13 protein-coding genes and 1 tRNA gene are annotated in these 12,017 nt (G+C 70.1%); 10 read left to right on the plus strand and 4 right to left on the minus strand.

Annotation, left to right across the window (positions count from 1 at the left end; genetic code table 11):
- The first annotated feature begins 102 nt into the window (after positions 1-102).
- Positions 103-1,446, plus strand: a complete 1,344-nt coding sequence (locus PSD17_RS13225; protein ID WP_339122788.1) for an ApeA N-terminal domain 1-containing protein — start codon at positions 103-105, stop codon at positions 1,444-1,446.
- 1 nt (position 1,447) lies between these two features.
- Here PSD17_RS13225 and PSD17_RS13230 read toward each other — a convergent pair whose 3' ends face one another.
- Together PSD17_RS13230 and PSD17_RS13235 are read right to left on the minus strand one after the other, a co-directional pair.
- Entirely contained in the window at positions 1,448-2,128 is a 681-nt protein-coding gene (locus PSD17_RS13230; RefSeq protein WP_339122789.1) for an HAD family hydrolase, read from the minus strand.
- A complete protein-coding gene (locus PSD17_RS13235; protein ID WP_339122790.1) occupies positions 2,125-2,967 on the minus strand; it encodes a GntR family transcriptional regulator in 843 nt (280 codons plus the stop codon). The genes PSD17_RS13230 and PSD17_RS13235 overlap by 4 nt, the downstream gene beginning before the upstream one ends.
- 128 nt (positions 2,968-3,095) lie before the next feature.
- On the opposite strand from PSD17_RS13235, the gene PSD17_RS13240 reads away from it, so the two are divergent.
- From PSD17_RS13240 to PSD17_RS13270, 7 genes are all read left to right on the plus strand, one after another.
- Positions 3,096-3,524 carry a plasmid replication, integration and excision activator gene (locus tag PSD17_RS13240; protein ID WP_339122791.1) on the plus strand — a complete coding sequence of 143 codons (429 nt, stop codon included), beginning with the start codon at positions 3,096-3,098 and terminating at the stop codon, positions 3,522-3,524.
- A gap of 104 nt (positions 3,525-3,628) precedes the next feature.
- Positions 3,629-4,018 carry a hypothetical protein gene (locus PSD17_RS13245; RefSeq protein WP_339122792.1) on the plus strand — a complete coding sequence of 130 codons (390 nt, stop codon included), beginning with the start codon at positions 3,629-3,631 and terminating at the stop codon, positions 4,016-4,018.
- On the plus strand, positions 4,015-4,287 hold the full coding sequence (locus tag PSD17_RS13250; RefSeq protein WP_339122793.1) for a WhiB family transcriptional regulator: 273 nt from the start codon (positions 4,015-4,017) through the stop codon (positions 4,285-4,287). The genes PSD17_RS13245 and PSD17_RS13250 overlap by 4 nt, the downstream gene beginning before the upstream one ends.
- Positions 4,288-4,447: 160 nt before the next feature.
- Positions 4,448-5,941: an FtsK/SpoIIIE domain-containing protein gene (locus PSD17_RS13255; RefSeq protein WP_339122794.1), complete on the plus strand. Its 1,494-nt coding sequence runs from the start codon at positions 4,448-4,450 to the stop codon at positions 5,939-5,941.
- Entirely contained in the window at positions 5,938-7,629 is a 1,692-nt protein-coding gene (locus PSD17_RS13260) for a replication initiator (RefSeq protein ID WP_339122795.1), read from the plus strand. The genes PSD17_RS13255 and PSD17_RS13260 overlap by 4 nt, the downstream gene beginning before the upstream one ends.
- Entirely contained in the window at positions 7,626-7,814 is a 189-nt protein-coding gene (locus tag PSD17_RS13265; protein ID WP_339122796.1) for a helix-turn-helix transcriptional regulator, read from the plus strand. The genes PSD17_RS13260 and PSD17_RS13265 overlap by 4 nt, the downstream gene beginning before the upstream one ends.
- Positions 7,815-8,044: 230 nt before the next feature.
- Entirely contained in the window at positions 8,045-9,256 is a 1,212-nt protein-coding gene (locus PSD17_RS13270; RefSeq protein ID WP_339122797.1) for a tyrosine-type recombinase/integrase, read from the plus strand.
- Positions 9,257-9,300: 44 nt separating this feature from the next.
- On the opposite strand, the gene PSD17_RS13275 is transcribed toward PSD17_RS13270, so the two are convergent.
- Both PSD17_RS13275 and PSD17_RS13280 read right to left on the minus strand, forming a co-directional pair.
- Positions 9,301-9,374: transfer RNA gene (locus PSD17_RS13275), tRNA-Leu, on the minus strand.
- Positions 9,375-9,426: 52 nt separating this feature from the next.
- Positions 9,427-10,356, minus strand: coding sequence for a LysR family transcriptional regulator (locus PSD17_RS13280; protein WP_013673099.1), 930 nt, complete (start codon positions 10,354-10,356; stop codon positions 9,427-9,429).
- A 111-nt stretch (positions 10,357-10,467) separates the two neighbouring features.
- Here PSD17_RS13280 and PSD17_RS13285 point away from each other — a divergent pair, with 111 nt between their 5' ends.
- Together PSD17_RS13285 and PSD17_RS13290 are read left to right on the plus strand one after the other, a co-directional pair.
- Positions 10,468-10,851, plus strand: coding sequence for an SDR family oxidoreductase (locus PSD17_RS13285; protein ID WP_339122798.1), 384 nt, complete (start codon positions 10,468-10,470; stop codon positions 10,849-10,851).
- Between the two features lie 55 nt (positions 10,852-10,906).
- On the plus strand, positions 10,907-11,926 hold the full coding sequence (locus tag PSD17_RS13290; protein WP_339122799.1) for an LLM class flavin-dependent oxidoreductase: 1,020 nt from the start codon (positions 10,907-10,909) through the stop codon (positions 11,924-11,926).
- Positions 11,927-12,017: the final 91 nt, after the last annotated feature.

A 12,017-nucleotide genomic window follows, 5' to 3' on the forward strand; every position in this document is an offset into this window, starting at 1 on the left:
GGGCCGGCGTGGCCGGCCCGCGCCGCCGGAGGCGGCGCCTTGATCTCCTAGAGGCGGATTCGGCAGCGCCGTACGCTCACGCGGCCGAACTTCGGAGGAGCCTTGGACAACAAGCTGTCGGATCTACTCGAAGGCCAAGTGGGCCGATTCTGGCCGCTGGACGCGAGCTGGGCCGGCGAGGTGAAGGAACTACGCGGTTTCGTTCAGCGGAACAGAAACAACTTCGTTGCTATAAAGACTCTTGACGACGGAGACCCGTTGAGCGATTGGCGCAAGGAGCTGGATATCCCATTATCGATCGTTTGCGCGTCGGGGAATACGACGGCCCTCGCCCTACGGCCAAGCGGCTCCACCTCATCCAAGGGATACGGCGGATTTCGTGCAGCAACTCGCGAATTCCGCTACCAAGCCATCATTTCCGGAGTCGCGATTAGTCGGCTCAAGAACTCGAACTTGCATGGCGTGGAAGCCCAGTTCCGCGACTCCCTCCGCTGGGCGGGCATGCCAGTACTCGAAATCGAAGACGACCCGAGCGCCCAGCCGAAGGACTCCGTCGTCATCAGGCTCGATGCAAAGGGGCGATTGGATAGCGCGCGGGTCGGGAACGGGATCCAAGTCCACCTTCTACCGCATTGGGAGTTTACCGGCAAGGCAGATGGCTACCAGCAAATTGAGACCCCCCTAGCGGTGCGTGCGACGTCGACACATCCGTTACCAATCGACGAGCTGCTTCAGCCGATTCTCGATATGCAACTGCTCATGTCACTTGCGCATGGCGCCTTCATTCCATGCTTTAACGCACGTGCACGGCCAAGCTATCTCAGACGAAAGGACGATCCGGACTTCCAGTGGAGCCCTCTGTGGGATCGACAACTGATGCGCGTGCCGGCCGAGGCGGGGAAGCCAGACCTCCCACTCTTTACCTACTCCGACATGGGCGGCATTGGTGGTGTAGCCCGGTGGCTCAGACTATCGCGAGATCATGGACGCTTCATTAGGCCGGTCACGATGCGTCCGATCTTCTCGACTATGGCGGTGACCACGCGACTTCTTGAGATTCATGCCGGTATCGAGTATTTCGTCGCTGCGGCAAAGAAGGCTAAGCACCAGTGGGCACCCCGTGGCAAAGAGATGCCCACGCTGACGCTGGCACGACGGGCTGGCCCTCGCTTCGCGACACTTGTCGGTGACGTTGATAAATGGGCAAAACTCTTTCACGACTTCAATATCCGGATCAAACATGAGGCGGTCGACACAGAGCCAATTGACGTCTACTGGATGACCGAGGCAGCGGCGAGCCTAGTAACCGGCGTGGCACTCGACCATGCGTCAACGCGAAAGAAGGCGTCGCGGCGCTTCTACAACGATCATCGAACCGAGCAGATCGGCCGCAAGGTTCGCGAGGTTCTTGACCGACACCCGAACGGCCTGCAGCGAAACTACTAAGTCAGGACTTCATTCCGTTGACAGCGTCAGCGACCTCATTCATCGCTTCAATGATGGCGTCCGGACCTAACGATGCTAGACCCTGACGCTTTGTTGGCCGGTTCGCGTAGCCGATCGACGCGGTGCCTGCGGCGCGCGCAGCCTCAATGTCGCTGCCGGAGTCCCCGACCATCACGCACTCGGAGGGATCGGCCCCGCGTTCGACGATGGCCGCGCGCAGCGGGTGAGGATGAGGCTTCATCAAGTCCGGTCGCCCTCGCGTCCGGCCGATAATGCCGTCGACCAGGTCGACGAGGTCGGCACGCTCGATGTAGGCCCGGATGGCCTCGGCGGAGTTGTTGCTCACGACGGTGATCGTGTGTCCGCTGGCTGCCAAGGATGTCATCGCCTCCCGCGCATCGGGCGTCGCGGCAGCAGTCGCGACTGCAGCGACTTCCTGAGCGATGAACTCAGCCTCGACACGTCGCAGGAGGCCCGGGTCGGCGTCGGCGCAATGCCGGAGGACAACGAGGGGATCGCTCGTCTCGACGACCGGTTCGGGTAGCTGCCAGGCGTCGCCGATGATCGTGCGGAGGTGATCGGCGACGGCACGGTCGGAGGTGCCTCCGTAGACCGCGCAGATCGGGCCGTCGAAGTCGAGCAGCACATGCCGCGCCCGACCCAAAAGGTCACTGAGGCTCACGGCGTGAGGGGACGCGTGACGTTGTCCCACAAGCTGTCGAACCACAGCCTGGCCTGTCGGACGTACTGCGAGGCGGTCGACTCGTCGTCGTGGTCGGCGGTGTGGTGGAACAGCACGGCGTCCTTGCCCATGAGATCCCACATCGGCGTCTTGTCACCGTCGAGGGTCACTTCGTGGCGCTCCACCGGATAGAAGCCGAAGAACACTTCATCGTTGTTGATCACGTAGAGCTTGAACATCGGCACCGTCGGGCTCGCCCGGACCTCGGCGCGAGCGTCCTCGACGAGGCCAAGCTCGCCCAGCTCGTTGACGGCGTCGACGACCGCGGCGGTGTGACGCCGGACGATGTCTGCAGCGCGGGCGCGGAAGGCTGGGCTGTCGGCGAGGTCGTCCACGCGTGCCGGCAGCGTCCAGGGCATCGACGGGTCGGGCACGAGTAGACGAACGGAGATCGAGGCCGGGCGAAGCCGACCGGCGCGGATCTTGTCGAGCGGTTCCGCGATCGCGCCATGCAGGGTCTCGCCGGAGAAGCCGGCGAAGTCGACGGACACGCTCGACTGCTCGAAGGCGCGTTCAAGGTGCGGGCGGAGACCGACGGGCCGCTCGGTGCGTTCTCGCACGAACACGCCGCTCCCCTGCCTCGTCACCACGAGGCCCTCGTCGCGAAGGAGCCGGATCGCCTGCTGCACGGTCATCCGAGCGACGCCGTAATGCTCGGCGAGCTGCGGACCCGAAGGCAGCTTGTCGCCGGGGGCGAACTTCCGCGTGAGGATCGACGCCCGCAGCGCGTTCGCCACCTGCTGGTACGGCGGTCGCGGGTCGTCCGGGTCAAGAGCCATTCGCAGATGCTACGGCCAATCTGGCCAGCTCGGCTAACTGGCCTAGTCAAGTTCTTGCCTGGCTAGCCATGTTGGGCTACCTTGAACCTGGCTAGCCAAGCTGGCTAGGTCCAGACAAGGAGCTTGAAATGGCGATCAAGAGCAGGTTCGCGGTGTCGATGGGCGACGTCTTCCCGCACGGGGCGTTCGTGGTCTCCGAGGTGGAGCCGGTGCGCGACTTCGACAAGTCCAGCGCCGGCCGGCCGGTGCAGCAGGCCGACAAGGAGACCGGGCAGCCGGTGTGGTCGGTGTCGGTGCTCGACGCCGACCCGGAGGCGCGCCGCGCGGACAAGACGGTCGTGGTGAAGATCGCCGCCGATTTCCAGCCGGTGCCGCCAGAGGCGGTGGCCGGACTGCCGTTCCGCCCGGTGGAGTTCGACGGCCTGACCGTGACCCCGTACGTGTCGGAGAACGGTGGCCGGCCCCGGGTGGCCTACAGCCTGCGGGCGACCGGGATGCGCGCCCCCGGTGGGCACGCCAAGCCCTCGCCGCGTCAGTCCAACCAGGACGCGGCCTGACCGGCTGTGCGGGGAGGAACCCGCTGCAACGGGTTCCTCCCCTGGATCTTCCTCCACCGATCTGCCCTGGCAGGCACCTGATTTCGGAAGGACAACGACCCTAGATGAGCACCCTCGACGACAACCAGACGACCGGCCGGGCGCCGGTGACCGCGCGGGTCTCGGCCGCACTCACCGAGCTGATCGCCCAGGCCGACGCGCTGCTGTCGCAACATCCGGAGGCGCTGTTGGCGCGGGCCGATCGCGCGGATCAGCTGGCGATGATCTGCGCCCGCCGGGCCGGTTGGTGGCGACTGCTGCTGACATCGGCCCACCGCCAGACCGTGCCGGACCTCTACCGGCGTGCGGTCATCGCCGCCGGCTTCGAGCAGCACGACCAGGCCCGGTTCTGGCGCGACACCGCCGCCGACTGGCGAGCCCAGGCAACGCGGCAGCCCACCTCCGACGCCGCAGGAGCGATGTCCAACCACCACGACCTCGGGATCGCGTCGTGAACGGCTCGTGGCGGCAGGAGGCCGCGTGCGCCCGCGCCGGTGTGGACCCCGAGCTGTTCTACCCGCTCGACCTCGACCTGACCGGCGCGGCTGTGACGACCGCACGTCGGATCTGCGGAACCTGCCCGGTCCGCGGCCTCTGCCTGGCCGACGTCATGGCCACGGAGGACCCGGCCCGCCGCTGGGGTGTCATCGCCGGCCTCACTCCCGACGAGCGCACCGAGCTGCACCGCGACCAGCTCGTTCCCGCGTCCCGGGCGGCGGCATGAGCACCAAGCCGGCTCGCGTCCGCTGCGAGGTCTGCCGGATCCCGCTTGCCGATCGTCCCGACCCGCGGCGCCGTCGCTGCGCGGATCACCTCGACCAACAACCGCTGTTCCCGCTCTCGGCCGTCCCCGGCCGCCGGACTGCTCGGAAGGCAGGTTCGCGATGAGCCGCAAGGACTGGACCGCCCCGGCCCCGCTGGAGATCGAACGCCCTCGGCTGCCGTGGTGGGTGATGCTGCCCGGCAAGGCGCTGCTCGTATTCGCGCCGGTCATCCTCGGCTACCTGCTCGTGCGCGCCCTCGACTTCCTCGCCCGGCGCGTCTACCGCTACCCCGTTGTCCTGCTCGGCGGCCTCGCGCTGGTCTGGCTCGGGCTGGCCACCTCGTGGTGGTGGGTCCTGCTCGCCGCCGCGGTGCTCGCCGGCCTGGCCGCCGTGTGGCGGTGGCGCTGGCCGGACACCTTCGACCGGGTCGCCCGGAGGCAGCTCGCCTCGGAGTGGCGCCGGGCGTGGATCTACGGCCGGGTGTGGCGGCGAACGATGCGCTTCTCCAACCTCGTCCGCCGGGCCGGCCGCTCCTGCTACTACCCGCGGGTCCGCCGGGTCCGGTCCGACGGCTGGCGCGATCGCGTGTCCGTGCGGCTGCTGCACGGCCAGGACCCCAACGAGTTCCGCGCCCGCGCCGACGCCCTCGCCCACTCCTTCGGCGCGGTCTCGTGCCGGGTGCGCCAGGACAAGCCGCGCCGGCTCTGGCTCGATCTCATCCACACCGACCCACTGCGCGCCCCGATCGCACCCCCGTCCCTTGCCGAGCTGGCCGAGATCGTGGACCTGCGCAAGGTGGCGGTGGGGATCACCGAGACCGGACTCCGCTGGCTGCTGCGACTGCTCGGCAACCACGTCCTCGTCGTCGGGTCGACCGGGGCCGGGAAGTCGTCGGTGATGTGGTCGCTGCTCTGGCACCTCGCCCCGGCCATCGCCGCCGGCCACGTGCAGGTGTTCGGCATCGACCCCAAGGGCGGCATGGAACTCGGCCGCGCACCCGGGCTGTTCCGGCGGCTGGTGTTCGACAACGGGCCCGACGCAGTCGAGCTGCTGGAGGAGCTGGCCGCGCTGATGCGCTCGCGTGCCGAGGCGTTCCGCCGGGCCGGGTCGGCCGCGTGGTCGCCGTCGTCGGGGTCGCCGTTCGTGGTCCTGGTCGTCGACGAGCTCGCCGACGTCGTCGCCTACCAGACCGACCGGCAGTTGAAAGCGCGCGCCGTCAATGCGCTGCAGGTCATCACCTCCCAGGGCCGCGCCCCTGGCGTCGCGGTGATCGGGCAAGTACAGGACCCGCGTAAGGCGGTGATCGAGTTCCGGCACCTGTTCCCGACCAAGGTCGCGCTCCGCCTCGACGAACCCGACCAGGTTGACCTGGCGCTCGGGGAGGGGGCGCGGGAGCGGGGTGCGGCCGCGCACGAGATCAGCGAGGACACCCCCGGCGTGGCCTGGACCGTCGTCGACGGGCGCCGCGCGGTCGAACGCGCCCGGGCCTTCCACATCACCGACGCGCACCTCGCCGAACTGAACGCCTACCTGACCAGCGGCCGCCCGACGCCGCTGCAGCTGCCGCCAGCCCCGGTCTCGGCGCCGGCTCCTGTCCTCGGAGAGGCGGCATGACCACCACCGAACCTCAGCCGGCCCCGGCGGTGACGCTGCCCGATGGGCCGATCGATCAGGACAAGCTCACCCGCGCGCAGAAGGCGCTCTTGGCGTTGTCCGACGACGTCGCTCAGCAGCTCGCCGAGGATCACGGCGTCTGCATCCGCCCGCTCGCGATGCGGCGGATCGACCTCACCTCGGGGCGGGTCGACGTGGTCCCGGTTCCGTGCGGGTCGACCCGCGAGGACAAGTGCCGGCCGTGCGCGGACAAGGCGCGCCGGCTGCGGATGGTCCAGTGCCGCCAGGGCTGGCACCTCGAGCACGAACCCGTCTCGAAGCCGGCCGACCCGACGGAGCGGCAGAAGGAGTTGATGGCCGTCCGGGCGGACCTGCACGCCGCCTACGCCCTCGCCCGCGAGGAGGGCGATGAGACCGAGTGCGAGGAGATTCGCGACGCGGTCGCCGAGATCGACACGGAGTTGCGGGCCCTCGGGGTCCGGGGCCGGCTCGCCCCACTCGACCCGCCCGACCGCGTCGCCGTGAAGCGCTCCACTCGCCGTCGCCAGGATGCGCCCAACCTGCCGCGCCGGGCGGTGGAGAACCGCACCGTCGGGGCCGTCTACGCCGGCCGCTACCGGCCCTCGACGTTCCTCACGCTGACCTTGGACAGCTACGGGCGGGTGGACAAGAACGGGGCCGCGCTCGACCCCGACCGCTACGACTACCGCCGCGCCGCCCGCGACGCGATCCACTTCCCCAAGCTGCTCGACCGGTTCTGGCAGAACACCCGCCGCTGCGTCGGGTGGGACGTGCAGTACTTCGGGACGGTCGAGCCGCAGCGCCGGGGCGCACCGCACTTCCACGCCGCGATCCGCGGCACGATCTCGCGCGCCGAGCTGCGAATGATCGCCGCTGCGACGTATCACCAGGTGTGGTGGCCCGCCCACGACGTCCAGACCTACAGCGGGGATCGGCTGCCCCGGTGGGACACCAAGGCCGGCGTTTTCGTCGACCCCGACACCCGCACCGCGCTGCCGACCTGGGACGAGGCCACCGACCCTGACGCCCTCGACGCCCCGGCGCACACGGTGACGTTCGGGGAGCAGGTGCACGTCAAGGGCATCCTGGGCGGGACCGAGGAAGCCGGCCGCCACATCGGCTACCTGACCAAGTACCTCACCAAGTCCGTCGGGCAGGCCGCTGGCCTTGACGACACCGCCACCTCACGCCAGCGCGAGCACGCGCGCCGCCTGGCCGCCGAGCTGGCCGTCACGCCGTGCTCGCCGCGCTGCCCGATCTGGCTGCTGTACGGGGTGCAGCCCAAGGGCGCCCGCTCCTCGATGACCCCCGGGGTGTGCAAGGGCAAGGCCCACCGGCCCGAACACCTCGGCATCGCCGGCCGGCGTGTGCTCGTCTCGCGCAAGTGGTCCAACAAGAGCCTGGCCGATCACCGGGCCGAGCGCTCGGCGTTCGTTCGGCAACTCCTCGCCCGCGCCGGAGTCCAGCCCGCCTACGCCGTCGACGACGGGCCGTTCGAGTGGGAACGCACCGCCCCCGGTGACGGCGACGTTCCGCCCCGGCCGGTGCTGCTTCTGCACGCGATCCACCAACGCCAACGTTGGCGCGCCGACTACGACGCCGCCGCCCTGGCCACCACCCCACCCGACCCCGACGACCGTTCGGCAACCGAGAGCGAGGCAGCATGAGCAGGGCAAACGAGCGGCTGACGGTCGCCGAGCTGTGTGCAGAGCTTCGGATTGCCCGCTCGACGTTCTACGAGTGGCGGGCCAAGGGCCGGGCGCCTCGCTGCATCAAGCTCCCGAACGGTGATCTCCGCGTGCGCCGCATCGAGCTGGAACGCTGGCTCGACGATCGGGAGGAAGCCGCCTGATGGAAACCTCCTATGACGTCAGGGTGTGGAAGACAGAGGTCTACAAGGGCGCGCGGAAGACGACGCACACGGTCCGGTGGTCGGTAGGCGGAACGCGCTGGAAGAAGGCCCACAGCACGGCTGCGCTGGCCGAGGGCTTCCGGTCCGAGCTGGTCACCGCAGCACGGCGAGGCGAGGCGTTCGTCGTCGACTCGGGGCTTCCGGTCTCGACGCATCGCGCCGAACAGCAGGTGAGTTGGTTCGACTTCGCTCGGCAGTACGCCGCGATGAAGTGGCCGCACCTGGCGCCGAACTCGCGTCGGAACACTGCCCGCGCGCTGACCAACGTCACGCTCGCGCTGCTCTCCACCGAGCGCGGTCGGCCGGACGACGAGCACTTGCGCAAGGCCCTGATGACCAGGGCGTTCAACCTGCGGCCGCCGGATGCCGAGATGCCCGAGGACATCGCCGCTGCCTGGGACTGGCTCGCACGGAGCACCCGGAACGTCGCCGATCTCGGACAGCCGGCGATCGTGCGTGCCGCCCTCGACGCCCTGACGCTCCGAGCCGACAGGACGACCGCGGCGCCGGCCACGATCCAGCGGCAACGCGGGGTGCTGGTCAACGTCGGCGAGTACGCGGTGGAGCGTGGGCTACTCCCCCGGAACCCGGTGACTGCCCTTGCCTGGAAGGCGCCCCGGACCGTGAAGGGCGTGGACAAGCGCGTCGTCGTCAACCCGGTGCAGGCCAAGGCACTCCTCGCGGCGGTCCACGGGCAGAAGCCCAGCGGAGGACAGCTCGTCGCGTTCTTCGGGGCGATGTACTACGGCGCGCTACGACCGGCAGAGGCTGCGTCGCTGCGCAAGGCCAGCCTGTCGCTTCCAGAGTCCGGTTGGGGAGAGCTGCTGTTGGAGCACTCGACGCCTTCCGCCGGCGCTTCCTGGACAGACAGCGGGCGCCGCCGCGAGGAACGCCAGCTCAAGCATCGCGCGAAGGGTGAGACCCGGGTCGTCCCGTGCCCACCGGAGCTGACCGCGCTGCTTCACGCGCATCTGAAAGCGTTCGGCAACGGCCCCGACGGTCTGCTGTTCCGTGGCGTGCGCGGCGGTCAGCTCGCCGAGAGCACCTACTGCCGGGTGTGGCGGAAGGCCCGCGCGACAGCGCTCACCGCTGACGAGGCGTCCTCTCCCCTGGCCGGTCGGCCGTACGACCTCCGGCACGCAGCGGTCTCGACATGGCTCAACGCGGGTGTTCCCGCCACCCAGGTCGCGGAGTGGGCCGGCCACAGCGTCGCTGTGCTGCTGCAGATCTACGCCAAGTGCATCGCCGGTCAGGAGGACGCGGCACGGCAGCGGATCGCCGCCGCTCTCGCGGGCGAAACTTCGGCACGCATTCGGCACGATCAGCCGGAGAACACTGGAACCAACCGGACCCCACCGGACCGGGCTGCGAGCGCACAATGACAGTCCTCGCAGGTCAGAGCCATGCTCAGGCAGGTGCAAGCGGGTGCCCCCGGTGGGGGTCGAACCCACACTGTGACCCTTTTAAGGGGCCTGCCTCTGCCGGTTGGGCTACGGGGGCCCGAGGCGCAGCTTAGAGGTCGGCGAGCGAACCTCCCGGATGTCCACTGTGGTCACACCGGGCGTGCCGCGTCGACCGGCGCGGCGAGGGGCGCACGGCCGGCGTCCGCGCTCACCGGTACCACCACCTTGCGGGTCCTCGCGACCTCCTCGAGGAAGGCCCGGGCGGCGGGCGACGCGCCGGCGGCGGCCGCGACCCCGAGGGTGCGCACGGTCCGCGGCACGAGCGGCCGGACGATCGTCTCGGCGGGCACGGTCCGCAGGGCCACCGCCGGCACGATGCTCACCCCCAGCCCGGCACCGACCATCTCCAGCACCGCCGACAGCTCCCGTGCTTCGAACGCCGGGTCGAGCCGGACCCCGACCTCCCGCGCCACGCCCTCGAACACCCGCGCGCACCCGCAGCTGGAACGGATGAACGGTTCGGCGGCCAACGCCTGGTAGGTGACGGTGTCGCCCGCGCCCAGCGCGTGACCGGCGGGCAGGACGGCGACCATCTCGTGGCTGTCGAGCAACTCAAGGTGCAGGCCGGGAGCCGGCAGCGTGACGACGCCCGCGTCCACCACGCCCTGGTCCAGCCAGTCGCGGATCTCCTCGTCGCTGCCCTCGAGCAGGCGCACCGTCACCAGTGGATACCGCTCGGCGAACCCGCGCAGCCGCGCCGCGATCAGGGTGCCGGTCGCCGACGGCAGGCTGGCCAGCCGCAACGTGCCGGTCACCCGGCCCGAGACGGCGGCGACCTCGGTGCGCAGCAGGTCGACCTGCCGGAGCGCCTCGCGCGCGTGCGTCGCGGCGCGGGCACCGGCGTCGGTGAGGGCGACGCCGTCGCGGCCCCGCCTCAGCAACACGGTGTCGAGCTCGGACTCCAGCGCGGACACGGCCCGGCTCACAGCGGGCTGGGACATGCCCAACGCGGTCCCGGCGGCGGTGAACCCGCCGTGCTCCGCCACCGCGAGCAGCACCCTGAGCTGGAGCAGCGTCACCCCGACCTCCGCGTTCGCCCACTGTTATGCAGTCATACCTGCGATGACATTTCACATGACGATGTCACAACCGTAGCGTTATGTGGCAGGCCGACGTAAGGAAGAGAGCGCGTGACGAGCAGACGGGTGCTGATCACCGGAGCGTCCAAGGGGATCGGGAGGTCGGTCGCGGAGCGACTGGCCGCAACCGGGCACCGGCCGATGGGGATCGCGCGCCGCGCTCCCGCGGACTTCCCCGGCGAGTTCCACGTCGCCGACCTCGCCGACCGCGAGGCCACCGCGGCCGCGCTGGAAGCCGTCGTCTCGGGCGGCACGGTCGATGCCGTCGTCAACAACGTCGGGCTGGTCGCGCTCGCGCTGCTGGGTTCCATCGATCTCGACCTCGGCGTTCCGGACGAGCTCGCCGCCGCGATCTGCTTCCTGCTGTCGGAGGATGCCGGTTTCATCACCGGCCAGACGATCCGCGTGGACGGCGGCGGGAGCGGGGCGGCGTGAGCACCGCGCGACGCCGACGGCCTGACGGTTCCGGACCCCTGGAGACGAGGCGAGAATGAAGTTCGGGTTCATGCTGTTGCCGCGCAACCTCGACGAGACGCGCGAGGTGGCGAGGATCGGCGACGCCGCCGGCTACCACTGGATGGGTGTGGCGGACTCCCCGACCGTCTACCAGGACAGCTTCCTCCACCAGCTGGAGGCCGCCCGGGCGACGGAGCGCATCCGGGTCGGCCCCATGGTCACGCACCTGGTCGCGCGGCACCCGGTGATCGTCGGCAACCTGCTCGCGACGTTCAACGAGTTCACCGGCGGCCGTGGCATGGCCGCGATCGGCACCGGGAACAGCGCGGCGCGCGGTCTCGGGCTCGCACCGGCGACGATGGCCGAGCTGGAGGAGGGTGTCGGCGCGCTCGAGTCCTACTGGCGCGGCGAGCCTGCCGCGTACTCGTCCACGACCTACCCGGACAGTCGCATCCCCGGGACCGGGTTCGCGCGCACGCGGCCCGAGCTGCTGGTCGCCGCCGACGGCCCGCGTGGGACGGAGCTGGCCGGCCGAGTCGGCGACGGGCTCTTCTACGGGGGGACCCTGGATGCGGACGTGATCGCGCGACGGGTCGCGGCCGTCCGCGCCCGGGGCGGCTCGCGGTCGGTATGGGTCGGCCCGAGCGCGTCGGTGCGCGCGACCAAGGACGAGGTGCGCGACGACCTGGGCGCGATGATCGTCGCCATGGCCAACCGGGCGTTCCGGGGTGACCTCTCCGACCGCAACCTGCCGGCGGAGATCGAACGCGACGTGCGGGAGATGTGGCGCCGCTACGACTACGCCTTCCACGCCGACAACTCCCGCCCGGCCAACCTGGACGTCGTGACCCCGGCACTGGCGGACTACCTGATCGACCACCTGTGCGTCTGGGGCAACGAGGACCGCTGGCGCGCGCGGCTCGACCGGCTCGAGGCCGACGGCTGCGACGGGGTCATGTTCATCATGGGTCAGGCCGACCAGGCCGCGGCCCTGCGCGAGATCACCGAGCGCCTCGTCGCCCTCGGCCGCCTCCCGGCACCGGTCGCCGGCTGACGCGGCGCTCGTCGGACGGCGCGGCGGTCACCGGACGGCGCAGCAATCACCGGACGGCGCAGCAATCACCGGACGGCGCAGCAATCACCGG

Origin of the sequence: Pseudonocardia sp. D17 (assembly GCF_036984265.1) — a bacterium.
Classification (GTDB): domain Bacteria; phylum Actinomycetota; class Actinomycetes; order Mycobacteriales; family Pseudonocardiaceae; genus Pseudonocardia; species Pseudonocardia benzenivorans.